A 23,402-nucleotide genomic window follows, 5' to 3' on the forward strand; every position below is an offset into this window, starting at 1 on the left:
GCGCATGCCGTTCGGGACACACGCCGGGTTCTTGAAACGATTGCAAAACGTTACATGGACGGCAATCCCCCGCAGCCGCCGCTGTGCCGCGCGTTTTACCGCGACGGCATCGTGCGCGGGCGGGATTACCGTTACTCGGTGGATTTCGACAAGCTCTTCCCTCACGCCAAGATTGGCGAGCTTGTTTATACATGGGGAAAAATCTGGAGCCAAAGCGGCGGCGCGCTTCCCTTCGATGTCAACTGCCTGAGCCCCGTCGTCATTTACTGCAACGGGAGGCAGATATTTCGCTCGGACATCCACCAGGAGCGCGATTTCGACAAGCGCGCGCGTGTCAGCCTCGCCTTGGAGGCGGGGTGGAATCATGTTGTCCTTCGGTTCCGCAAGACCGCCTGCGCCTTTGGCGGGATTTTCGGCACATGGCTCGGCAAGCTGCCCTATTATTTTTTGCTGCCCGACCCGGCGAGAGACGGGCAGGAGGGCTGGCTCTACACAGAGCCGCGAGCGGAGCCGCTCGCGAGGCTGCCCTCGCGGGAAGACACGCCGGAATCCACCGGCATGCGCTGGCTGCCGGAGGCGCGCTGGGATGCGAAGCAGCGCGCGCAGGGTCGGCTTGCGCGCATGTTTGGAAACAAGCGCGGCAGCGCGGCCATCGGCTGGACGCGCGCGCGGTTCGCGGGCGCGGGCGGAAACTCCCAGTATATAGTAAAAGGTCGCGCGCGCCATGCCGGGCTCGCCATTCGCATCGGCGGGGAAAACGTTCTCACGTTGGCAAAGCCGGGGGCGTTTGAGACAAAAGTGGTCGTCCCCGACGGCACGCACGACATAGTTGTCCATGCCCAAAACGCCGGGGCAAACTGGGATTGCGAGCTTTCCATATTAAAGGGCCGAGTGCCACTTGAGTTTATAAATCCGGTCGGTGTGGCCGGCACCGACGAGCGCTGGCTGTGGCTTGGACCGCTCCGGGCGGGCGCCATCGTTGATTATAAAGAAATAACAAACCTCAAGGAAATCCACGCCGGATTGGATGGAGAAAAAATTTATTGGCGCCTTGATCTGCCCGGCACATGGGTGCGCCTTTATGCGGAGGCGGAGCTCTACGGCAGGTGGAATTATCCGCTCGGTGTCACGCTTTACGGACTCATGCAATCCGGCAGGCAACTCGGTCTGCCGGAGATTTGCCAGTATGCGACAGGCCATATGCAGAATTGCTGCGACCTGTTCGACTACGCCATGTGGGACCGGTCCGAATATGGCGGGCCGACCAATGTGCTGAATTTGCTGACCTCGATTGATTCGCTTGACGACTGCGGCTCGGCAGGCTCGGCCATGCTGGAAATAGCCAGGGACGGCGTGCTGAAAAACTACAGGGCAATCGCCGATTTCGCGGCCAATCACATCTGCAAGCGCCAGGCGCGCCTGCCCGACGGGGCGTTTTTCCGCAAGGAGCAGATGCATGTTTTCGACAATAACACAATGTGGGCGGACGATTTATACATGAGCGTGCCGTTCCTTTGCCGTTATTCCAGACTCACGGATAAAAAGCACCTGGATGACGCCGCGGGGCAGTTTTTGAAATTCAAGAAGCGCCTTTATATCCCGGAGTTGCGGCTCATGTCGCATGTCTTCGACTTCAACCGGGGCGCGGCAACGCGGATCCCTTGGGGGCGCGGCAACGGCTGGGTGCTTTTTTCACTCGCGGAATTGCTGATGGTGCTGCCGGAAAAGCACCGCCTGCGCCCGGGGTTGCTGGAGTTTTTCCGCGCGTTGAGCGACGGCGCGCTGGCGCGCCAGGACGGCGCGGGCATGTGGCACCAGGTGCTGACGGACCACGAATCCTATCCCGAGACTTCCTGCACGGCGATGTTCACCTATGCCTTTTCGTGCGGCGCGCGGCACGGCTGGTATGGGGATCCCGGAAAGTATTCGAGCGCCGCGCGCAAAGGCTGGCGCGGCATCACAAAGGTGGGTGTTGACCGCGACGGCAACGTCCATGGCGTCTGTGTCGGGTCGGGTTTTTCTTTCCAGGCCGAATACTATAAAAACGACCTCCCGTGGCGCACGAACGACACCCACGGCATAGGCATCGTGCTGCTCGCGGGAGTCGAAATCATGCGGCTGGAGGGTTTTCTAAAAACGAACCATTGATTTAATCGCGGAAGCACGGAATTAAGGAAACACGGAAGCAAAACAATTCCATCCCTTTTTTCAGCGTTTCCGTCCTTCCGTGCTTCCGCGATTAAAAAACCGAAGCACTAAACTGTCCACAGATTCACAGTTTGCGCTTTAGAAATGGAACTCGACCTGGAGCTGCGGGAGCGAGGCTTTGCTGCCGCCGGTCGGATCATGCGAGTTATCGTTGCCGAACTTGTTATTCCAATATTGGTAGCCGACGCCGACAAAGAGGCGGCCTTTCAGCGACTCTTTCTTGAAGAACGGATCAACCATCAGCGCGGCCTCGATGAGCGTTTCGGGCGCGGTCTCAGCACCGAAGCCGTCCTTGCCCTTGCTGCCGATGAAGTTGGCGAATCCTTTGAATACAAAAGCTTTTCCGATTGGAATGCCCCAGGAAAGCGAGATGCAGTAGGTCGGATCAAAATAAACGTCTTTTCCGGCAAAACCGTTGTGGTTGTTTTCCTTGGAGAGCAGGAAGCTGACATTAAGAAAGCCGGGAACATCGAGTTCGATCGTAGGGCCGACATAGAGTTCTTGCACCTTGGAGGCAAACTCATCGTTTTTTGTATTCAGGTCAAAACCGCCGGTGAGTCCGATGTCGCGGATAAATTTCCACTGGAGGTCTTTCTTGAACACTTTTTCGTAACTGAGCGTGGAACGGAACACACAGTAAAATTCCGTGGCGCCACCGCCGCCGCCGTTTGCGGGATCGTCGCCGTTGGAAAGCAGCGCGTCGATGTTCAGGAAGTTGCTGCCGTAGGCGTAGCCGTTGACGTGCTGGAACTGGACGATGTTCTTGGCGATCTTCCTGGAGTTGGCCGGTTCGCGGTAATCGGTTCCCCAGCGATAACCGATAAACGTGTCGCTCCACTGGAAGGCGGAGGCGGCGGTCGTCGCGAGGAAAAATGCCATCGCGCACAGGGAAGCGCGGAGGGCGGGTTTGGGCACGGAGCGGGATTGAGGGGATTTCATTGCGGTTTGCAGTTGGTGGAGGTTTGCCCCGGCGGCTGCGCGCCATGCGCCGCCCGGCCGGGACCAGCACTCGAACCAGCGCATGCCCGGCTTTCAAGCGTTTAACGGCCCCATTCCTTTTTTACGCTTTCACTTATCGGCATGAGTAGCTTGCGTGGACGCCGCATGCCCGCCTCCCATGAAACCGCCGCCGCCGATGCCTCCGCTTTCATCCGGCACGTCCGGCTGGCCGGGCGCACGCGCGGGTTGGTGAAGGCGCTGGGCGGCTTTAACAAAAAACACCACTCGCTCCCCGATGCGGTCAACGCGGCCACCACGGCGTTCCTCGGAAAACTCTGCGCGGAGGAGCTGGCGGAGGAATGCGAGGCGTTTTTCCAGAAAACCCGCGCCGCGCTCGGCTATAAACGCCGCGAGCTTTCGCTCGACGTGGCGAGCCCGTCCGCCGTGCTGACGGCGCGCGACTTTACGCTCGAATGGGACTACACGCTCGACGAGGACGCGCCCGATGAGTGGGTGCTCACGCGCACGCTGCACGGCCTGCGCGGGGCGGACGTGGCGCGGGCGGCGGCGTTTGACGCGCTGTTTGCGGGCATGTTTGAGCGCATTGTTTTCGGATTGAAAAAAGGCGCGTCGGTCGAGTCGGTCATCGACGCGGTGGAGGGCCTCGGCGAGGACGAATCCGGCGATGAGGCGACCGGCGGCGCGGTGTGCGGCACGGCGCGGCTGAAGGTGGATTATCCGTCGGACTGCCGCTGTTGCACGCTGCGCGTGGAGGGTGTCACGGCCGAGGTGGAGTTTGACGGCGGCGAGCTGGCGATGGTGTTTCCGCGCGCGGGATCGCCGTCGGAGCTGATCGACGCGTTTGCCGAGGTCCGCCGCGTCTTCGTCCTCAGCAAGAGTCGGGCGCTGGCGGGGCTGTTGTAGGGCCCGACCTTGCGTCGGGCCGGGCCGGAAAAACAACGCTCCGAGTGGCCGGGGTATTCCATCGCCGGGCACTCGCCCGCGGCCTGACGCAAGGTCAGGCCCTACGAAGGCGCGACCCCCGGCGTTTTCAGGAACTGCCGCCGTCGCGACGGCTGGCGCGTGGCGACCGCGCTGTAGGCGCGGCGGCGATAACCCCCGAGCGCCGGGTCGCTGGCGCAACGGATCTGGTAATCCTGCATGCGCCGGAACAATCCGAGCAGTTGCTCCGGCTGCGGATACGCATCGAGTCCGGCGCGTTCCAGCGTCAGCAGCAGCTCATGGGTCGCCTCGAGCGTGGAAAGGCAGCCGGCCTGCGGCTGTTGCTTGATCACGAAACGGCTCGGCGCGGTCGGCGTGAACATGATGCGCGGCAGGCGTTGCAGCGAGGGCGAGAGGCGGAGCATCTTGCGCGCGCACGACCAGGTGGCATCGAGCAAAAACACGAGCAGCCTCCGGCCCGCGAGCACATCGGAAGTGAGCGCGGGCGCAGGCGCGGACAGGTTGATGGCGGACGCTCCCGGATAAAGCAGCACCGGGAAAAACCGCGGGTCATGGATGAGCGCCTGCACGGCCGCGTGGTCATCGAAGCCGATGCCCATGTGGATTTCGCTGTTCGCGAGGCAGAGGTGCGTGAGCCGTCCCGTGCCGGCTTTCTCCTCCTTGAATTCCTTCGGGTGCATGAGCAGCGCGAAACGCGTGCGGGTTTCCATCGGTTCGATCGACGGGCACCAGCAGAGCGCCTTCGGCCAGAAGCAGCGGTAGCACATCTCGCGTGACATGGGAGGACCGAGTGTGCGTCGCAAAGGAGGGCATTGGCAATGACATCGTTCTCGTTCTCTTGCTCGTTCTCATTCTCTTTTCTGAAATCGGGAGGTTTCGAAAACAAGAACGAGCAAGAGAACAAGAACGAGAACGATGATTAACCCGCACCCCGCGCTTGCGGCGCGGTGGTTTTTGGGCTTTGGGTTTGGACAGAACACGCATCCGCCAGCCAGAACCTTTTTTTCGCCATGCCGTATCGCATCAGCAAAATCTTCGAGATCGAAAACGGTCACATCCTTTCCAAGCATCCCGACAACTGCCGCTTCCCGCACGGGCACAGCCGCATGGTCGAGATCGTGCTCGCCGCCGACTCGCTCGATTCCAACGACATGGTATGCGATTTCAAGGCCATCAAGGAATCGCTCGGCGCGTTTCTCGAATCATGGGACCATGCGCTCTGCCTCAACACCGCCGATCCGAATTTCGGGTTTTATCAGAAAACCTACGGCTCGCGCATCATTCCCTTCGAGAAGACCGATCCGACGAGCGAGCGGATGGCGAAGGCCATCTTCGACGAGGTGCGCGCGCGCCTGGCGGAGGCGTCGGCGGCGAAAGGTGCGCGTTATCCCGTGGCCTCCGGCGTGCGCGTGGAGCGCGTGCGCGTCACCGAAACCAGTTCGACTTGGGCCGAGTATTCGGAGTGATGCCGGTTGCGAACATCTAGCGGCGCAGTGGAAGGCGGCGGGTTGCGTGGCATGGGCGTCCCCGCCCATGTTTTTTGGGGATGGCGGCGCGGAGCGCCGTCGCACGGGCGAGTCGCCTGTGCCACTCGACCCGGCAGGGCGGCACAAGAGCGCGCCTTGGAGGGGAACGGCCTCCGTGCCGTTCGTCTCCGGGCAAATGGACGGCACGGAGGCCGTCCATTTGCCACAAAGCGGGGTTCTATTGGCAACCGGTCTTATGCGACATGCGCGCCGTGCATGTCGCCGGTGGCCATGAATTGCTGGTGGAACGAAAACGCGTGCGCCAGCGAGGCGTGCGTGTGGCCTTTCTTGGTCGATTCGTAGTAGCGCGTGAGCGGTTCGCGGAAATCGGGATGCGCGCACTTGTTGATGATTTCGCGGGAGCGCTCGGCGGGCGATTTGCCGCGCAGGTCGGCCACGCCCTGCTCGGTGATGAGCACGGCCACGGAGTGCTCGCTGTGGTCGAGGTGGCTCGCGAAGGGAACGATGGTGCTGATCTTGTTGCCCTTCGCGGTGGACGGACAGGTGAAGATCGAGATGTAGGCGTTGCGCGTGAAGTCGCCCGAGCCGCCGATGCCGTTCATCAGGCCGGTGCCCATGATGTGCGTGGAGTTCACGTTGCCGAAGATGTCCACCTCGATGGCCGTGTTCACCGTGATGATGCCCAGACGGCGCACCATCTCGGGATTGTTGGTGATTTCCTGCGGGCGGAGCAGGAGGCGCGGGCGGAAAAACTCGAGGTCCGCGTAGATGCTCTGGAGCAGGGCGGGCGCGATGGTGAGCGAGGTGCCGGTGGCGAACTTGCATTTGCCCGAGCGGATGAGCCCGATGACGGAATCCTGGATGACCTCGGAAAACATCTGGAAATCCGGGATGTCGGGGTTCGCGCCGAGCGCGCCGAGCACGGCGTTGGCGATGTTGCCCACGCCGGACTGGAGCGGGAGAAACTCGCGCGGGATGCGGCCGACGGCGATCTCATTGGCGATGAATTCGGCGACGTTGGCGCCGATTTTGTTGGTCAATTCGTCCGCCGGGTCGAAGCCGCCGACCTCGTCGGGTTTGTTGTTCTCGACGACGGCGACGATTTTTTTCGGGTCGATCTTGACCACGGGCGAGCCGATGCGGTCGGTGCAGTTTTCCAGTGGGATGACCTTGCGGAAAGGCGGGTCGAGGGGCTCGTAGATGTCGTGGAAGCCGCGGAGTTTGGGCGAGTGGTAGCGGTTGAGTTCGATGATGACGCGTTCGGCCTGGCGGAGGAAGGTGGGCGAGGTGCCGACCGAGGTGCTGAGCACGATTTCACCCTCCGGCGTGATGTCGCAGGCCTCGACGATGGCCCAGTCGATCTTGCCAAGAAAACCGCGTCGCACCTGTTGCGCGAGATGTGACAAGTGCATGTCGAAGAAGTGGATGCGTCCGGCGTTGATGCTTTCGCGGAGTGACTTGTTGCTCTGGTAAGGGGTGCGCCAGGAAATGGCGTCGGCGCGGGCCAGTTCGCCGTCCAGCGAATCGCCGGTCGAGGCGCCGGAAATGATGGCGACCTTGAATTCGCGTCCAGCCTCATGCTCCGAACGGGCACGGGCGGCAAGGGCTTTCGGCACCACTTTCGCCGCGCCGGCAGGCGTGAAACCACTGACACCGATGGTGCTCCCGTGGTTAATGAGTGCTGCGGCCTCGGCCGCGGTAAGGACTGGGAATGCGTTGGACATAAAGCTATTGCGTTAATGAAAATAAATGGCCCGAGTCCCCTCGCGCACAAATGCACGATATATGGGACGCAGGCGGATTTTTGAAAATATCAAGAATCGGTTTAAATTGAAGAGCAGTCGGATTGGCGGGGGAATTAGTAAATTAAATTATGATACGCATTAGGTTGGTGTTGTGCAAGTAATCACTGTCATTCTCTTGCCGGCACCGGTTGATGCCAGATTTTGACCGCGAAGGATACGAAGGGCGCGAAGAAAAAACAAAAATCGGGCTCATCAACGCCGCACCCTTTGGGTTCCTTCCATGATCCATCCAAGAGGGAAGGGCGGCTGGCCAAGTTCACTGCGTTACTCGACACAGGTCGATAACCAGAAAAAATAGAGAAGCCACTTGCGTTTATTACAAAAATTCCTGTAATCTCTGGATGATGAATGCCCAAGCCTCCGAGACAAATTCGACCGTGGATTCGGCTGCGGCTGCCTCGTCCAACCTGACGCAGTTGTCGGAGCTTGAGCGTGAAATCATCGCCTATTGGGTGAGGGTTGCCACGCAATTGGGCTATCCCCGCTCCGTGGGCGAGATCTTCGGCGTGGTGTTTCTGTCGGGCGAGCCGGTCAACGCGGATGACCTTGTGGCCCGGCTTGGCATCAGTCGCAGCGGGGCGGGGCAGGGGCTGAAAGCCCTGCTCGACATCGGCGCGATCAAGTCGGTGCACAGCATTGCGAACCGCCGGGAGCATTTTCAGATGCAGAGCGACCTCGGCGTGCTGGTGAAGCAATTCCTGAACGTCCGCGTCTTTCCGCAACTGGAGGAGCTTGGCCGCCAGCGCAGCGCGCTCACCGCTGCGGTGGCCGGGACGGGCAACCCGCACCTCATCCAGCGTTTCGACAAACTTCAGCGTTGGCAGAAAAAAGCCGCCCCGCTCATGGCCGTGCTGAAGACCCTCACCACATGATTTTAACCGTTTCCAAGCGTTCATCACGCCTTCCCCTGTTTGTCTTCTTCGCATCCTTTGCGTCCTTCGCGGTTAATCATTAATAACACCATTTCATTATATTAACTATGATCTACCTACTCGGCGGCTCCGGTTATGTCGGCCAGGCCTACCAGCAACTCCTCGCAACCAAGGGGATTCCTTTCAAGAATCTGCGGCGCGCGGAGCTTGATTATACGGATGCCGCCACGCTCGCGGCCGCGCTCAAGGCCGACCGCCCGGATTTTCTCATCAACGCCGCCGGCTACACCGGCAAGCCGAACGTCGATGCCTGCGAGCTCCACAAGGCCGAATGTCTTTTCGGCAACGCCGTTCTCCCCGGCCGCATCGCCGATGCCTGCGAGGCCGCTGGCGTGCCCTGGGGCCACGTTTCGTCCGGCTGCATCTACACCGGCGCGCGCGCGGACGACTCCGGCTTCACGGAGGACGACGCGCCCAATTTCACCTTTCGCCAGAACAACTGCAGCTTCTATTCCGGCACCAAGGCGCTCGGCGAGGAGGTGCTCGCGGGCCGTCCGAATGTATATATCTGGCGCCTTCGCATCCCCTTTGATAATATAAACAACCCGCGCAATTATCTCACCAAGCTGATGCGCTACGAGCGTCTGCTCGAGGCGGCCAATTCCATCTCGCAGCTCCATGAATTTGCCGCCGCCACGTTCGCCTGCCGGGAAAAGCGCATCCCGTTCGGCACATACAATGTCACCAATCCCGGGCACATCACGACCCGCGAGGTGGTCGGCCTCATCCGCGAGAGCGGCGTTTGCCCTAAAGAATACCGGTTCTTCGCCGATGAGAATGAGTTCATGCAAATCGCCGCCAAGACACCGCGTTCAAATTGCATCATGTCCTCGGCCAAGCTCGCCGCCGTCGGCATCTGGATGACGCCCGTCCGCGACGCCCTGCGCGAAGCGCTGAAAAGCTGGAAATAAAATCAACCGCGAAAGGCGCGAAATATCACTAAAACAATCCCATTGCCTCCCAAAAACAGCAGTCGTCCGATTCGCCTCATTTATTTTTTCGTGTCTTTTCGCGATTTTAGCGGTTCATAAAATTATTTTCCACATGAACATACTCGTTACAGGCGGTTGTGGTTTTATCGGCAGCAATTTTATCCGGCAGCGTCTGGCGGAGGCCGGATCGCCGCTGCGCAGGCTCGTCAATCTCGACGCGCTCACCTACGCCGGCAATCCCGCCAACCTGTCCGGCCCCGACGCCGACCCGCGCTATCACTTTGCGCACGGCAGCATCGCCGACGAAAAGCTCATTTCTCACCTGCTGGAGGAACACGAAGTCGACGCGGTGATAAACTTCGCGGCCGAAAGCCACGTCGATCGCTCCATCGACAGCCCGGAGCCTTTTATACAGACCAATGTCGTCGGCACGCTCCGCCTGCTCAACGCCGCGCGTCGCCACTGGAACGCGCTGCCTGCGTCCCGCCGTGCCGGGTTCCGCTTCCTGCACGTCTCCACCGACGAAGTTTACGGCACCCTCGTGCCCGGCGATCCCGCGTTCACCGAGGAGACGCCCTGCGCGCCCAACTCCCCCTATTCCGCCAGCAAGGCCGCCAGCGACCACCTCGTCCGCGCCTATCATCACACCTATGGCCTGCCGGTGCTCACGACCAACTGCTCCAACAATTACGGACCGTATCATTTCCCCGAAAAACTCATTCCCCTGATGATCCTCAACGCGCTCGACGGGAAACCGCTTCCTGTCTATGGCGACGGCATGCAGATCCGCGACTGGCTGTATGTGGAGGATCATGCGGCCGCCATCTGGCTTGTCCTGCAAAAAGGCCGCACGGGTGAAACCTATAACATTGGAGGCCTCAACGAGCAGCCGAATATAAACATTGTCAAAAGCATCTGCGCGCTCCTCGATCGCAAATGCCCGCGACCCGGCGGCAAATCCTACGCGGAACAGATCACCCATGTGGCCGACCGCCCCGGGCATGACCGGCGCTATGCGATCGACTGCGAAAAAATCCGGCGAGAACTCGGCTGGCAGCCAAGGGAGACGTTTGCCACCGGCCTTGAAAAAACGGTGGATTGGTATCTCGCCAACCGCGCCTGGGCCGGCGAGATCACCGCGAAAAAATACAACCGGCAACGCCTGGGCGTTGCCGGTTGAGTTTAAGTTTAAAGTTTAAGTTTAAGTTTGAGGCAGCAATATGAACGATACGTTTGAACAACTTGAAGTTTGGAGGCGTAGCCACGCTTTAAGCATCGAAATATATCGCTTGCTTGAGCAATGTCGCGACTGGGGGTTCAAAGACCAGATCACCCGGTCAGCCAATAGTATTCCGGACAACATTGCCGAAGGGGCGGAACGTCCAGGCAAGGCGGAATATCGTCAGTTTATCGGCTATGCCAAAGGCTCCGCCGGGGAAGCACGTTCCCAAGTCATGCGTGCCGAAGCCCTCGCTTACATCAATGCTGCCAACAGCCAGCGCATTCTCCAGGAACTCCGCGAGATATCCCGCATGCTTCATGGTCTTTATAATAGTTTAATGTGAAGTTTAGGATTAAGCTCCATGCCCTCCAACCCACTCACTTAAACTTTCACCTTAATCTGATGCGCAGCATCCCTTAAACAGCGAGCGAAGCTCCATGCCGAACCTTCAACTTAAACTTCCAACTTCAACTGCCAGCACAACGCCCAGAAAGGGCATTGTGCTGGCTGGCGGCTCGGGGACCCGGCTCTATCCCCTCACCATTGCGGTCTCCAAGCAGCTCATGCCGGTTTATGACAAGCCGATGATCTATTATCCGCTGTCCGTGCTCATGTTCGCCGGCATCCGCGAAATACTGGTCATCTCCACCCCGCAGGACCTGCCGCTGTTCAAACAACTCCTCGGCGCCGGTTCGCAATTCGGGCTCGCCTTCAGCTATGCCGAGCAACCCAGCCCCGACGGCCTGGCCCAGGCCTTCACCATCGCCGCCGATTGCGGTTTCCTGCGCGATGAACCGGCCGCGCTCGTGCTCGGCGACAACCTTTTCTACGGACACGAACTCGCCAAGTCCCTTCAGTCCGTTGCCGCACGCATCGAGGGCGCGACGATTTTCGGCTATCACGTCTCCGACCCAAGCGCCTACGGCGTCGTCGAGTTCGCCCCCGACGGACGCGTCCTTTCGCTTGAGGAGAAACCCGCCGCCCCGAAGTCAAACTACGCCGTGCCCGGCCTGTATTTCTACGATGCCGGCGTCGTGCCGCTCGCCCGCTCGCTCAAACCCTCCGCGCGGGGCGAGCTCGAAATCACCGACCTCAACCGCCTCTATCTCGAACGCGGAGCCCTGCGTGTCGAACTCCTCGGGCGCGGCACCGCCTGGCTCGACACCGGCACGCACGATTCGCTGCTTGAGGCGGCCCAGTTTGTCTCCGTCATCGAAAACCGCCAGGGTTTGAAAATCTCCTGCCCCGAGGAGATCGCATGGCGCCAAGGCTGGATTGACCACGACGCGCTCGCCGCCCAAATCGCCCGCCTCGGCAAGTCCGCCTACGCCGCCTACCTGCGCGGACTTCTCAATTAAAGCATACGTGACCGCGAAGGACGCCAAGGATACGAAGAGCAATAAAATATCTCTTACCAAATTCATGACCAAAACAATTATAAGCAGATATGCGCTATCAGATAAATTTTTCCTTCTTCGCGCCCTTCGCATCCTTCGCGGTTAATCATCTCCTCCGACCCATGGCCAAGCCCGTGCAAAGCAACTTTCAACTTTGGTGGCAGTTCACCTGCCGCGAGGTCGCCGTGCGCCATCGCGGCAGCCATCTCGGCGTCGCGTGGACCATCCTCACGCCGCTGCTGGAGTTTGCCATCTATGCCACGGTTTTTGGCGCCATCTTCGGCGGACGTTATGGCGCGATCGAAAACGAGACCGCGGCCGATTACGCGCTCGGCGTGTTTCTCAGCCTCACACTGTATCGCTTTGTCGCGGAGGTGCTCGGCATCGCCCCGGTGATTATCGTTTCACAGCCGAATTATGTGAAAAAAGTGGTCTTCCCGCTCCATCTTCTGCCGCTCTCCGCGTTCAGCGCGATCTCATGGCGCGTGGCCGTGAGCGTGTTGCTTTTCCTCGTCGGACTCGTCGTCTGGGGCCCCGGCTTCTCCTGGCAGAATCTCTGGCTTCCCCTGTTGATCGTGCCGCTGCTGTTGCTTTCCCTCGGGCTCGCGTGGGGATTGGCTGCGCTCGGCGTGTTTTTGCGCGACATCAACCAATTAACCGGCGCGCTCTCGCTCGTGCTTTTGTATAGCAGTGCGGTGTTTTATTCGGCCTCGATGGTGCCCGAAAAAAGCCCGCTCATCTGGACCTTTCTCCGCTTTAATCCATTGCTGCACATCGTCGAGGATGCACGCCGGGTCATGCTCTGGCAGCTCCCGCCCACGGCGGCCTCGCTTGTGTATGTCTGGGTTGTCGGCATCATCACCTGCCTGCTCGGCTACGAATGCTTCCGTCGCCTCCGCCCCGCTTTTGCCGATGTGCTGTGAACCATGATTGCCGCAACCACCAGTATTCCCGAAGTTTCGCCAGCGGTACCACCGCCCGCCGTGGAAATCGCGATCTGCGCCGAGCATATCTCGAAAGCCTACCGCATCTGGCGCAATCCTGCCGCCCGCCTGAAACATCCGCTTCTGCAGATGCTCGGCGGCATTCTTCCCCGTCCATTGCACCCGGCCGCTCTTCGCCGGCGCATCGGCGACGCGCGCGCGACCCCCTATTACAGTGACTTCTATGCGCTCAACGACGTGAGCCTGACCGTGCACCGCGGCGAATCTGTCGCCATCATCGGCCGCAACGGTTCCGGCAAAAGCACCCTCCTGCAAATTCTCGCCGGCACGCTCCAACCCACCATGGGCAGCCTTCAGGTCAACGGCCGCGTGGCCGCGCTCCTGGAACTCGGCTCCGGCTTCAACCCCGAGTTTACCGGGCGGGAAAACGTGTTTCTCAACGCCAGCATCCTCGGACTGACCCGTGCGCAGACCGAGCAACGCTTCGACGACATCGCGGCCTTTGCCGACATCGGCGACTTCATCGACCAGCCGGTCAAGACCTACTCCAGCGGCATGATGATGCGCCTCGCCTTCGCCGTCATCGCGCACGTGGACGCGGACATCCTGATCGTGGACGAGGCTCTAGCCGTGGGGGATGTGTTTTTTGTGCAGAAATGCATGCGCTTTATCCATGATTTCCAAGGCCGCGGCACCCTGCTCCTCGTCACCCACGACACCTCCGCCGCCACCGCCCTGTGCCAGCGCGCGCTCTGGCTGCACCGCGGCGAGAGCAAGGGAACCGGCAGTGCCAAGGACATCGCGGAAAAGTATCTGGAAGCCACCTATGCCGAAAAACAAGGTGTCGTCCTGTTTCAGGACAAATCCAGCCGTCCGCGCCAAAAACATGTCCAAGTGGTTACAAAGGATCAGCGGTTGAAATTCCTCAACGAATCCAACCTTCGGAATGACATTAGGATATTCGAGTTTGATGCCAACTCCAAGGCTTTTGGCGCAGGCAATGCCACCATCGAAAATGTCGCCCTGCTGGATGCCGAAACCGAATCTCCGCTGTTATACTGTGTCGGTGGAGAATCTGTGATTATTCAGATCAAGGCGAGCGCGCACGCACCGCTGGACCGACCCATTATTGGTTTTTTTCTAAAAAACAAACACGGACAGATTCTATTTGGCGACAATACCTATATCACGTATCTTAAGGAATCGCTGCATGTCTCTGTCCGGCAAACCATCGAAGCCCGGTTCCAATTCCAGATGCCCTATCTTCCGACAGGCAGCTACACGATCACAGCAGCGATCGCCACCGGCGAGGAGTCCGATCATATTCAGCAGCACTGGCTCCACGACGCGCTCGCATTCGAGTCGCAGTCCAGCCACACCTCGGGCGGCTTGATAGGATTACCGATGCAGTCGATACATATGGCCATTCATAACTAGAAACTTATTCCCATGCGTTTATTTGGTGATTTTTTTAAAAGAGGTCTCCGCCTTGATTCAGCCCAGAAAGCCTACCTCGCCATGCTCAAGGCCATGATATTAAATAATGTATATTATCATGGCCCTCATCTGCGCGAGGGCACCGTATGGCCTGACCATCCGGCACTTAGCATGGTCGGTGAAAAACGCCTTAATAATGTCGAGGAACTCACACTGAAATGCCTCTCCGACAATGTGCCTGGCGACTTCATCGAAGCCGGGATATGGAAAGGTGGCGTGGTGGCCCTCATGGCGGGAATCCTAAAAATAACTGGAACCACGCGCCGAAAAGTTTTTGGGGTAGATTCCTTTGAGGGCATTCCTCCCGCCAAGCCGGACATTTATCCCGCCGACGCTGCACATGTGGGATGCGAGAATTTGGACATTCTGAAAAAGAATTCCCTGGAAGAGGTGACCGTGTATCTAGATCAGCTTGGATTGAGTTTCCCTTATACACAACTCATAAAAGGCTGGTTTTCAGACATATTGCCCGGACTGGCGGCCACGCATCAATTTGCCCTCGTGCGCATCGATGGAGATACCTATGAATCCACGTTTCAGGCGTTGGAGGCGCTTGGCCCTGCCGTTTCCCGCGGTGGCTACATCATCATTGATGATTATTACTCATGGGAGGGCTGCCGGAAGGCGACCGAGGACTATCGCATCTGTCACAATATCACTGCCTCGCTGGTCCAGATCGACTGGACCGGAGTTTACTGGCAGACTTCTCGCTAGACACAGGAGCCACATATGAGCGCATGGAGCACATTTATCCACAACGAAAAACGCGTCATACATAAATGGAAGCACTACTTCCCAATTTATGACGTGCATTTTGCCAGATATATCAACAGACCGTGCCTGTTGATCGAAATCGGATGTGGGCAAGGAGGCTCGCTGCAGCTATGGAAGAGCGTCTTGGGACCGCATGCCCAGATCGTCGGGCTCGATATTAATCCGGAATGCAGGAAATTCGAAGAGGATCAGATTGCAGTAAGGATAGGGGATCAGGCGGACAATGCCTTCCTGTCTAGCATATTTGATGAATTTGGAATCCCCGATATTGTATTGGATGATGGAAGCCACATGATGCATGATATTCATGCGAGTTTTCACTTTCTGTACCCACGTATATCTCCTGTCGGTGTTTACATGGTGGAAGACCTGCACACGGCCTATTGGGACGAATACGGAGGTGGTCTCAGGCGGGAGGGCAGTTTTATCGAAACGATAAAAGGACTGGTAGATGAGTTGAATGCCGACCATGCCCGGGGGGCGCTCGCGCCGACGGACTTCACCCGGAGCACCATGAGTATGCATCTCTATGATTCTGTTTGCGTATTCGAGAAGGGACGCACTTTGGCAAAATCCGCGCCGCAGATTGGAGGCCAATGAATTGATGACGGATTATGCAATTCAGATCTCAATGAGCATATTGGAACAATGTATCCTCTATACCAATGGAATCTTATAGCAAAAAATTATCAGTGTGTATCATCGATCTCCTTTCCGAACAGCGAGAATGGAATCTCGGATACATGGTCGCTTGCACCTTCTGCCCTGCGTCCAAATTCTCTACGTTGTTGGTGGACCAGTCGGGTTTCCGATGCTTTCCATTCATCATAATGGAGAGCATCAAAATTTTGCTGCATATAGAACAGTTGAAGGAAATCCATGATATTGAAATTTTACTAAAATCATTCGTACTTAATAAGAATGTAGGTATGCAATCGAACTATATCAACTGGAGGCTACCAAAACCATGAATCCTCCCAATGCTGAATCTAGCATCAATTTCGGATTGGCATTTGTTCCTCGCCTGATGCGGCCCGATAAATCTGCTTGGGTGGGACACCTTCCTTTCGCGGCGTCCTTGGTACATGCACTCAGGCCACGGCAAGTCGTCGAACTGGGGACTCATTGGGGTGATTCTTTTTTTACTTTTTGCCAAGCAGCCCTAGAGTTGAAATTGGATTGTCAATGCCATGCGGTGGACACATGGCACGGCGACCCACAAGCAGGACAATACGGGGAAGAAGTATATCAATTTGTAGAAGACCATGGCAAGAAATATTACCCTGAGATGTCCAGCTTGTTAAGGAAATCATTTGATGAGGCAGTCCAAGGTTATGACGATGGCTCCATTGATCTATTGCATATTGATGGGCTTCATATCTACGATGCCGTAAGGCATGATTTTGATGCTTGGTATTCCAAGGTTCGTCCCGGGGGTATTATCCTTTTTCACGACATAGCAGTAAGAAACGATGACTTTGGTGTTTGGCGGCTCTGGGAAGAAATCACTAAGCGGTATGATGAGTGCTTTTCCTTTTCCCATTGCTTTGGGCTCGGTGTCTTAAGGAAGTCGGATGGCAATGATGGCGGCCCCTTTTTCAAAAAATTATTTCAAGGGAGATGCGATTTGGAAATCGGTGATTTTCTGAGGGCAATATTCGACCAAACTTCAAATCTGAAAATTTTAGGCAACGCGTTTCTGGAAAGAGAGAAATCACTAGAAGTTATACGACAACGGCTGATTGAGATTCAGGGGAATATTGATACCCATTATGATCATCTGGTGCATAATTTTGAGTCCTTGCTCACGTCCACGGAGATCAAGATAGCCGGATTGGAACAGCAAATCTCTCGACAGCAGGATCAGATCCGTCAAGCGCAGTTCATAATTGAGCGCAAAGATAAGCAGATACAAATACTAACCAATGAAACTAACGAACAGCGACAATATATCCAGAATCTGAACCAATCAATTAATAGTCTCGCTATTAGATATTCCCGGCTCTCTTTCCTCGCAAGTCAATTGCAGGCCAACCCGATCAAGCAAGGGTCATATTTGCAAAGGATTAATCGTGCTATTCGTTTGCGTTTTGAAATTCTAGGCATCCTGCCCTCTAAGGCTAAAGGCTCAGAATCCGTAAACTGCAGCTTGGATCCTCCTTCAATAACAAAACATGTAATAGAAAAAATCAGTGGCAAGTTGTTTATTGCAAGTGGCCGACAGATACTCGCAGTACGGGCGCGCTGCAAAAGTCTTATGTGGCCAGGAGAATGGCTGTCATTGGAAACAGGAAGTGCGGGCGATTGCCAAACGTTGGCATTTATCATTCCTTGTTCAATTACGATCGGAAAGCGATTACGTATACACCTCGAATGCCTCACCTGGAGTGGGCAGTGGCATGCATTCCACTGTCTTGATTCAATTGCTGACGCATAGATAGAAACATGTTGCCATCCCTCAAATATGCCATCTCACTAAATTTTTTATGCTAATTGTAGCCACAGGCGTTTACACTCCTGCCATTGATCTTGCTGAGACCAATCGGGTTCATGAAGTATACTGCAAAATAGGCAACCGCAAGGCCATCCTTCATGCGTCACAAATTGCTAATGCCAATAGCTGGCGGATCACCGGGCGGGTAGTCTTCCGGCGAAAGACCATCTATTGGATAAAAATTTATGCTATAACAGACCAAGGTACATTCGTAATACGCCGGGATATTGTCATTAATCTCGCTCCCTATTCTGAAATCCCGAGTTCTCCTTTGATAGCTTCTGCTATTATTTCCATGCCATGCCATCCCCGTCAAGCTGACGACTGGCAACAACGTGCTTGGAAAATCTTTTCTGAGCAACGAAAAGATTTCAGCGAAGCAGATCTCCGCGCCAAGATCAATACCTTCAGATATAACCCGTTGTTATCGATAATAATGCCTGTTTTCAATACTCCGGGAAGATGGCTTGAATTGGCGCTCAAATCTGTGCAGTCCCAACTATATTCCAACTGGGAACTCTGCATAGTCGATGATTGCTCTTTCAACGAAGAGCCGCGCCGGATATTGAGTGATTATGCCAAAAGTGATTCGCGTATCCGAGTTCATTTGGCGTCCCAAAACGGCGGCATCTCTTCAGCGTCAAATAGGGCGCTAAAAATGGCTTCCGGCCAGTATGTTGTGTTGCTTGATCACGATGATGAATTATTACCAGATTCCTTATTGTGGATTGTAAATGAAATAAACGAGCATCCCGATGCAGACTTCATATATACTGATGAGTGCAAGGTCGATGATAGTGACAAACGGGAACTTTTTGATTTCTTTTTCAAACCTGATTGGTCCCCTGAGATGCTGTTTAATTGCATGTATACCGGCCATTTGACCGCGTATAAAAAAAATTTGGTTGAAAAGGTGGGTGGGTTTAGATCGAAATATGATTTTTCCCAAGATTATGATCTGGCCTTGCGAGCCAGCGAAAAGGCCATTTGCATACGGCATGTCGCCAAAATATTGTATTTATGGCGAGCAGTTGAGGGTTCCGGAGCAAATGGAGGCAAGGACTTCGCCCGCATTTCGAACCTTGGGGCTCTCGCCGATGCAATGGCCCGCAGAAACATACCAGCAACCGTTATTGCAGAGCGTTTTAATTACCCCAAGATACATATAAGTGGCAAGGACCGAATCTCCATTATTATTCCAACCGATTCTTATGCCAACTTGAAAAAAAGCATTAATAAAATTCTCTGTACTACATCATATTCAAATTATGAAATCATTGCGGTATGCAATTCATCCCTTGCTGACGATATCCAAGGAGAATATTCCTATAACAACAGGATCCGGACCTCGCGCTATGACAAGCCGTTCAATTTCTCTGACAAGTGTAATCAGGGTGCACATGATGCGATAGGGGATATCCTTGTCTTTCTCAATGACGATGTTTACCCCACTGACAGCGGTTGGCTTGGCACTCTGATTGAATTCATCCATATCCCCGGTGTAGGAGGTATTTCACCAAAATTATTATATGAAAACGGTACGATCCAGTATGCAGGCATGATCACCGGAGTCCCCGGCTTTGTTGGAACAGCCTGCCATACGTTCTCCAATGACGATGGGCATCCGTTTATTTATCTCCAACACTGGATAAGAAATGTCTCTGTTCTGTCGGGAGCCTGCTTTGCCATAAAGAAAAAGATTTTTTCCGAAATCGGAGGATTTGACTCGCTCAATACGCCCAACGGTCATTCAGACGTGGATATTTCTTTTAAGCTTATTCAAGGAGGTTATCGCTGCGTCTACACTCCTTATAGCGTCCTTGTCCATGTTGGTAATCATTCTTGGGAAGTTAAGTCGGGCAAGGATAAGGCAGACATATTCTTGCTGAAGAAATGGGGACCATTCCTTTCGGATGATCCTTATTTTAATAAGTATACTAAGAAACTACTATACCGTGATTTTGACTGGGAATACCGGATTATTCCACAACCATCAAAGCCACCGAAAAAACAGCTGAATATCTTGCTGGTCACACATCAATTGTCATTGACGGGGGCGCCCCGGCTTGTGATGCTTGCCGCAATTGAAATCCTTGCATCAGGGAATTTCCCTGTTGTTGTGAGCCCTGAAGATGGACCAATACGAAAAGAATTTGAAAATGCCGGCATCACTGTGATCGTAGATGCGACTGTTTTTCGCCAGCATTGGTTGTTTGCACGATTTGCCAAGAATTTCGATTTGCTCATACCCAGCACACTCCTGAGTTATCCCTTGATTACACAGATGCACAAGCATGCAATACCAATATTATGGTGGATACATGAAGGTCCCCATGCGGTTGAGTGCTTGAAAGGCGAATTGCCGGGGATCAGGGAAGCCTTGGAATTGGCGAAAGTGGTCTATGTTCATAATGTTGAATATGCTGATCCCGTTCTTAAGGGAATATCCCCGAAAGTGAAATTGCAGGAGTTAAAATATGGATTGCCTGACGATCCGATATCACATGATAAAAAGCGGCCTCACGATTATATAACATTTCTTATCATTGGTTCAGTAGAACCAAGAAAAGGACATGACATCTTTGTCAAGGCAATCAGAGACATTCCTAAGCAACTGAGAAAATTAGCGCGATTTAAGATTATTGGGGGGAGGTTTTCATTCGACAGTCTTGCTGCTTTCTATGATGAACTTGATGCATTGTCACAGCCTATCCCGGAAATTATACATACCGGTCAAATTCCTGTTACGGATGTTGAATCCGAGATACTAGAGGCGGATGCTGTGGTGGCTCCGTCCCGGGATGACATCGGACCGCTCACCCTTATCCAAGGCATGCGGCATTCCAAGATATGTATTTCTTCAGACAGGACCGGTGTTTCTAACTCAATAACCCATGGGATCAACGGATTTGTTTTTCGAAATGAGAATGTTGACGAGTTGAGACAAATCCTGACGAACGTGATTGAAAACAATAATCAACTTCATGACATAGGAGTCAATGCTAGAATAACTTACGAAAGAGAGTTTTCATTAAAAGGATTTGGTTCACACCTGTCTTCAACCATCAATCGCCTAATTTCTGGAAGAAACTAAGCAAAAATCCCACGGGGTATTTGACAAACCACAATCCACTACTCGTCACCCTAATGGCATCCGCTTCCAATCCATCAAATCGAAGCAAGCTTCGGGGTATTAGACCCAAGGGAATAAAAATAATGCATGCCCAAGTTTCTATTTTCAATACCATTGATAATTATAATAAAAAACAAGGTGTTAAATTTTTGGCATACTGGGTGATTTTCGCAATAACACTTGGTATTTTCTTTCTGCTTTTCGGAAACCCAATGAGATTTCTCCGTGCTGAATCAGGGCTTATTCTTATAACCTCGTTTGATTCTTCTGCATACAAAGATTCCATTCGTCATATGTGTTTATTTTCGTACGGTGGGCACTACATTCCTATTGCTTGGATTGGAGAATTTCTAACATCCCGCTGCTTTACTGATAACGAATCACTCTGGTTCTTGAGACAACTTACTATTATTTCATTCATGGGTGCATCCATAGCACTCCTGTTACAACGTGTGTTTATAAATATATTTCCTCATTCATCTCATAATATACTAGCGTTCTCCCTTGCTTGGGCTTTCTGTGTTCAGCCAATCATGTTTGAAAACTTCTCTTGGCCATTTATGGCAATGCAAATGGGAGTAATCGCATTGGCTGCACTATCTGTTTATGAATTATTAAACCACATTTACACATATACTTCAAGATATTCACTCTATTTAGCTGCACTTTATGCTTATCTCACACTCCACTTAAATGGGATAGGGATCGCAACTGTCGTGGGATTAGGTGCATGTCTCATTATTTTTATCTTCAAGAGACAGTTCGTGAATATTAAAGATATTATTTTCCCATTAATATTTCTATCGATATTATCATTATTGCATATCTATATGATGACCAGGGGACTGTCACTCTCAAGTTCACAGCCTGATTCGATTTCATTTTCCAGCCAGATTGTGAGATATGGAGGATTGTTAATCGGCATCTTGCAATTTTCTGGGATGGCCATTTGGGGCCATTGGGTATATCCGCATCCACACATTGACTATTTTACCGCTCAATGGCCTTATGGCTGGGCATTCATTGTTATCTTCTTATGTATATTGCTGGCCTTATTACGAACACGTAATGATACTATAACTGGCCCCATGGTGTGCATTTTGTTTGCGGGTATCTCTTTTTTAGTTTACTTGTGCAGTATCATATACAGGCATCAGCACGACGATGTCTATGCGTTCTCTGGTTATTTTTTCGGATCAAGATATCTCATCTTTTCAAATTTTTACCTGTTGATTTTTATGACTGGCATGCTGGTTTCCATGCCGTCATTAACCAATCGCACTCCTGCTTTCGTAATGTCTGCCATAATATTATTATTCAGTACCTATGGCGCAATTGGGTTTAGGAAAGAAATTGCTCCAAAGGTATGGCCTGATCTCATGCCGTCACAAACAAAATATATTCAAGACCAAGTTTCCATTATTCGCGAATGCCTTAAGAATGGAAAAGCGATCCCAAATCCTATAATGCCTAGGTATTTATGTTATGAATTTGAAGGGAATCGCCTTAGTTATTTAGAGCCAATTTTAATTAAACATTTAAATTTTTCGAAAGACCAACATCTAAATTGGGAAGAAGATTGATGATTGCGAGTATGCAAAGTTAATTGGTTTATTTAAATTATATTATGTATTACTGATAAATAATTATTTATGTCCAAACAATTCGACTTTCACTGCCTCATTGGCTCCGAAGTCTGCGCCTATTGCGCGAGAGCTTGGCTGCGCCGTCCACGACTTGGGCGGCAATTGCTCGGCTTTCACCGCCACGAGTTCGATAGTCGTAACTCGTTTTACCGTATTTATGCAAAAACATCTCTACTTGAGTCCTGTTAAAAGATTTTAAGCGACTGGCAATTTTTTATGAACTATTTGGAAAAACAGGTTCAGACAGCACGAATGCGGGTGGCCGAAACTTATATCTCGGGCCTAGGGATAGAGGTCGGCGCGGGTTCACGCCCATTCCCATTGCCTCCGTCCGCACGCGCGGCCCAAGGTGATATTCGGAATAAGAGCGGACTTGCATCCTACTTCTCAACTACTGACGTCGTGACACCGGATTTTATTGATGCGCAAACATTCGCTGGTGTTCGCGACAGCAGCTTGGATTTTGTAATTTCTGCGCATGTTATCGAACATCTTCGCGATCCTGTTGGTGCTATCGTGCATGCCATTAGAGTATTGCACCCGGGAGGCGTCTTCATCCTCGTCGTTCCTGATCGATGCCATACCTTTGATAAAAGACGACCGAATACCACTGTCAGGCATGTGCTTGCTGATTTTAGTGACGGAGGGGAGTCAACGACAAAGGATGCATATCGAGAGCACCTCACTTATGTTCATCCGCACCTGACTGGTGAGATTCTTTCGGAAGAAGAAATCGAACGTCAAGCAAGCTGGAATGCGACTCATTGGAGGGAATTTGACATTCATTTCCACGCTTGGGACCGGGTTGCTTTTGAAGACATGCTGGCACCTATTACGCGCCTTGCTCCGTTTCGTGTCATACATGTGGAAAGCGTAGTCAATGAGAACATCTTTGTGCTGCGGCGTCGGCGCATATTTTTAGGCATAACGTTGTGAATTACATGCATGAAAACTAATCCGAAACCACTCTGAGAAACGTCCAAAGGCTCTAGCTATTGGCTGTATTGAGAGACGATAATTTTTTAACTT

General features: G+C 53.6%; 20 protein-coding genes. 16 read left to right on the forward strand and 4 right to left on the reverse strand.

All coding sequences use genetic code 11. The features are described from left to right. Positions 1-54: 54 nt before the first annotated feature. Positions 55-2,148, forward strand: a complete 2,094-nt coding sequence (locus tag OH491_RS15845) for a glycoside hydrolase family 88/105 protein (protein WP_334319347.1) — start codon at positions 55-57, stop codon at positions 2,146-2,148. A gap of 138 nt (positions 2,149-2,286) precedes the next feature. Here the strand turns inward: OH491_RS15845 and OH491_RS15850 are convergent, their stop codons facing one another. Beyond that, the gene (locus OH491_RS15850) at positions 2,287-3,147 is read right to left on the reverse strand and encodes a hypothetical protein (RefSeq protein ID WP_068771121.1); all 861 of its coding nucleotides are present in this window, start codon (positions 3,145-3,147) and stop codon (positions 2,287-2,289) included. A gap of 141 nt (positions 3,148-3,288) precedes the next feature. Here OH491_RS15850 and OH491_RS15855 point away from each other — a divergent pair, with 141 nt between their 5' ends. Further along, positions 3,289-4,071, forward strand: coding sequence for a hypothetical protein (locus OH491_RS15855; RefSeq protein WP_334319346.1), 783 nt, complete (start codon positions 3,289-3,291; stop codon positions 4,069-4,071). A gap of 101 nt (positions 4,072-4,172) precedes the next feature. Here OH491_RS15855 and OH491_RS15860 read toward each other — a convergent pair whose 3' ends face one another. Continuing rightward, positions 4,173-4,889 carry a tRNA-uridine aminocarboxypropyltransferase gene (locus tag OH491_RS15860; RefSeq protein WP_068770587.1) on the reverse strand — a complete coding sequence of 239 codons (717 nt, stop codon included), beginning with the start codon at positions 4,887-4,889 and terminating at the stop codon, positions 4,173-4,175. Between the two features lie 231 nt (positions 4,890-5,120). On the opposite strand from OH491_RS15860, the gene OH491_RS15865 reads away from it, so the two are divergent. After that, positions 5,121-5,576 (forward strand): 6-pyruvoyl trahydropterin synthase family protein, encoded by a 456-nt coding sequence (locus tag OH491_RS15865; RefSeq protein WP_068770586.1) that lies wholly within the window; start codon positions 5,121-5,123, stop codon positions 5,574-5,576. A gap of 254 nt (positions 5,577-5,830) precedes the next feature. Here the strand turns inward: OH491_RS15865 and OH491_RS15870 are convergent, their stop codons facing one another. Then, on the reverse strand, positions 5,831-7,321 hold the full coding sequence (locus OH491_RS15870) for a succinate CoA transferase (protein WP_068770585.1): 1,491 nt from the start codon (positions 7,319-7,321) through the stop codon (positions 5,831-5,833). A 422-nt stretch (positions 7,322-7,743) separates the two neighbouring features. On the opposite strand from OH491_RS15870, the gene OH491_RS15875 reads away from it, so the two are divergent. The 9 genes from OH491_RS15875 to OH491_RS15915 all read left to right on the forward strand — a co-directional run bounded on the left by OH491_RS15875 (position 7,744) and on the right by OH491_RS15915 (position 15,700). Further along, on the forward strand, positions 7,744-8,274 hold the full coding sequence (locus OH491_RS15875) for a GbsR/MarR family transcriptional regulator (protein ID WP_068770584.1): 531 nt from the start codon (positions 7,744-7,746) through the stop codon (positions 8,272-8,274). A gap of 107 nt (positions 8,275-8,381) precedes the next feature. After that, on the forward strand, positions 8,382-9,245 hold the full coding sequence (locus OH491_RS15880; protein ID WP_068770583.1) for a sugar nucleotide-binding protein: 864 nt from the start codon (positions 8,382-8,384) through the stop codon (positions 9,243-9,245). A gap of 133 nt (positions 9,246-9,378) precedes the next feature. Beyond that, positions 9,379-10,446, forward strand: a complete 1,068-nt coding sequence (gene rfbB / locus OH491_RS15885) for a dTDP-glucose 4,6-dehydratase (RefSeq protein ID WP_068770582.1) — start codon at positions 9,379-9,381, stop codon at positions 10,444-10,446. A 40-nt stretch (positions 10,447-10,486) separates the two neighbouring features. Continuing rightward, positions 10,487-10,831 carry a four helix bundle protein gene (locus OH491_RS15890; protein ID WP_084442222.1) on the forward strand — a complete coding sequence of 115 codons (345 nt, stop codon included), beginning with the start codon at positions 10,487-10,489 and terminating at the stop codon, positions 10,829-10,831. A gap of 94 nt (positions 10,832-10,925) precedes the next feature. Further along, positions 10,926-11,846, forward strand: coding sequence for a glucose-1-phosphate thymidylyltransferase RfbA (gene rfbA, locus OH491_RS15895; RefSeq protein ID WP_068770580.1), 921 nt, complete (start codon positions 10,926-10,928; stop codon positions 11,844-11,846). Positions 11,847-12,007: 161 nt separating this feature from the next. Beyond that, positions 12,008-12,808, forward strand: coding sequence for an ABC transporter permease (locus tag OH491_RS15900; protein ID WP_334319345.1), 801 nt, complete (start codon positions 12,008-12,010; stop codon positions 12,806-12,808). A 3-nt stretch (positions 12,809-12,811) separates the two neighbouring features. Next, entirely contained in the window at positions 12,812-14,266 is a 1,455-nt protein-coding gene (locus OH491_RS15905) for an ABC transporter ATP-binding protein (RefSeq protein ID WP_084442221.1), read from the forward strand. 12 nt (positions 14,267-14,278) lie between these two features. Next, positions 14,279-15,040 carry a TylF/MycF/NovP-related O-methyltransferase gene (locus OH491_RS15910; RefSeq protein ID WP_068770578.1) on the forward strand — a complete coding sequence of 254 codons (762 nt, stop codon included), beginning with the start codon at positions 14,279-14,281 and terminating at the stop codon, positions 15,038-15,040. Positions 15,041-15,055: 15 nt separating this feature from the next. Further along, positions 15,056-15,700: a class I SAM-dependent methyltransferase gene (locus tag OH491_RS15915; RefSeq protein WP_068770577.1), complete on the forward strand. Its 645-nt coding sequence runs from the start codon at positions 15,056-15,058 to the stop codon at positions 15,698-15,700. An 89-nt stretch (positions 15,701-15,789) separates the two neighbouring features. On the opposite strand, the gene OH491_RS15920 is transcribed toward OH491_RS15915, so the two are convergent. After that, complete coding sequence (locus tag OH491_RS15920) at positions 15,790-15,981, reverse strand: hypothetical protein (protein ID WP_145928813.1); 192 nt, start codon at positions 15,979-15,981, stop codon at positions 15,790-15,792. Positions 15,982-16,067: 86 nt separating this feature from the next. Between OH491_RS15920 and OH491_RS15925 the strand changes: the two genes are divergently transcribed. The 4 genes from OH491_RS15925 to OH491_RS15940 all read left to right on the forward strand — a co-directional run bounded on the left by OH491_RS15925 (position 16,068) and on the right by OH491_RS15940 (position 23,309). Further along, a complete protein-coding gene (locus OH491_RS15925) occupies positions 16,068-17,537 on the forward strand; it encodes a class I SAM-dependent methyltransferase (protein WP_342750581.1) in 1,470 nt (489 codons plus the stop codon). A gap of 49 nt (positions 17,538-17,586) precedes the next feature. Then, entirely contained in the window at positions 17,587-20,688 is a 3,102-nt protein-coding gene (locus tag OH491_RS15930; protein ID WP_342750582.1) for a glycosyltransferase, read from the forward strand. Positions 20,689-20,708: 20 nt separating this feature from the next. Continuing rightward, positions 20,709-22,310: a hypothetical protein gene (locus OH491_RS15935; protein WP_342750583.1), complete on the forward strand. Its 1,602-nt coding sequence runs from the start codon at positions 20,709-20,711 to the stop codon at positions 22,308-22,310. Between the two features lie 279 nt (positions 22,311-22,589). After that, positions 22,590-23,309 (forward strand): class I SAM-dependent methyltransferase, encoded by a 720-nt coding sequence (locus tag OH491_RS15940; RefSeq protein WP_084442219.1) that lies wholly within the window; start codon positions 22,590-22,592, stop codon positions 23,307-23,309. Positions 23,310-23,402 lie beyond the last annotated feature (93 nt).

Origin of the sequence: Termitidicoccus mucosus (genome assembly GCF_038725785.1) — a bacterium.
Lineage (GTDB): Bacteria > Verrucomicrobiota > Verrucomicrobiia > Opitutales > Opitutaceae > Termitidicoccus > Termitidicoccus mucosus.

Bases quoted from the DNA above. Each gene is read 5' to 3' on its own strand.
- OH491_RS15845 (WP_334319347.1), top strand. From the start codon at position 55: ATGGACGGCAATCCCCCGCAGCCGCCGCTGTGCCGCGCGTTTTACCGC.
- OH491_RS15850 (WP_068771121.1), bottom strand. From the start codon at position 3,147: ATGAAATCCCCTCAATCCCGCTCCGTGCCCAAACCCGCCCTCCGCGCT.
- OH491_RS15855 (WP_334319346.1), top strand. From the start codon at position 3,289: ATGAGTAGCTTGCGTGGACGCCGCATGCCCGCCTCCCATGAAACCGCC.
- OH491_RS15860 (WP_068770587.1), bottom strand. From the start codon at position 4,889: ATGTCACGCGAGATGTGCTACCGCTGCTTCTGGCCGAAGGCGCTCTGC.
- OH491_RS15865 (WP_068770586.1), top strand. From the start codon at position 5,121: ATGCCGTATCGCATCAGCAAAATCTTCGAGATCGAAAACGGTCACATC.
- OH491_RS15870 (WP_068770585.1), bottom strand. From the start codon at position 7,321: ATGTCCAACGCATTCCCAGTCCTTACCGCGGCCGAGGCCGCAGCACTC.
- OH491_RS15875 (WP_068770584.1), top strand. From the start codon at position 7,744: ATGATGAATGCCCAAGCCTCCGAGACAAATTCGACCGTGGATTCGGCT.
- OH491_RS15880 (WP_068770583.1), top strand. From the start codon at position 8,382: ATGATCTACCTACTCGGCGGCTCCGGTTATGTCGGCCAGGCCTACCAG.
- rfbB (WP_068770582.1), top strand. From the start codon at position 9,379: ATGAACATACTCGTTACAGGCGGTTGTGGTTTTATCGGCAGCAATTTT.
- OH491_RS15890 (WP_084442222.1), top strand. From the start codon at position 10,487: ATGAACGATACGTTTGAACAACTTGAAGTTTGGAGGCGTAGCCACGCT.
- rfbA (WP_068770580.1), top strand. From the start codon at position 10,926: ATGCCGAACCTTCAACTTAAACTTCCAACTTCAACTGCCAGCACAACG.
- OH491_RS15900 (WP_334319345.1), top strand. From the start codon at position 12,008: ATGGCCAAGCCCGTGCAAAGCAACTTTCAACTTTGGTGGCAGTTCACC.
- OH491_RS15905 (WP_084442221.1), top strand. From the start codon at position 12,812: ATGATTGCCGCAACCACCAGTATTCCCGAAGTTTCGCCAGCGGTACCA.
- OH491_RS15910 (WP_068770578.1), top strand. From the start codon at position 14,279: ATGCGTTTATTTGGTGATTTTTTTAAAAGAGGTCTCCGCCTTGATTCA.
- OH491_RS15915 (WP_068770577.1), top strand. From the start codon at position 15,056: ATGAGCGCATGGAGCACATTTATCCACAACGAAAAACGCGTCATACAT.
- OH491_RS15920 (WP_145928813.1), bottom strand. From the start codon at position 15,981: ATGGATTTCCTTCAACTGTTCTATATGCAGCAAAATTTTGATGCTCTC.
- OH491_RS15925 (WP_342750581.1), top strand. From the start codon at position 16,068: ATGAATCCTCCCAATGCTGAATCTAGCATCAATTTCGGATTGGCATTT.
- OH491_RS15930 (WP_342750582.1), top strand. From the start codon at position 17,587: ATGCTAATTGTAGCCACAGGCGTTTACACTCCTGCCATTGATCTTGCT.
- OH491_RS15940 (WP_084442219.1), top strand. From the start codon at position 22,590: ATGAACTATTTGGAAAAACAGGTTCAGACAGCACGAATGCGGGTGGCC.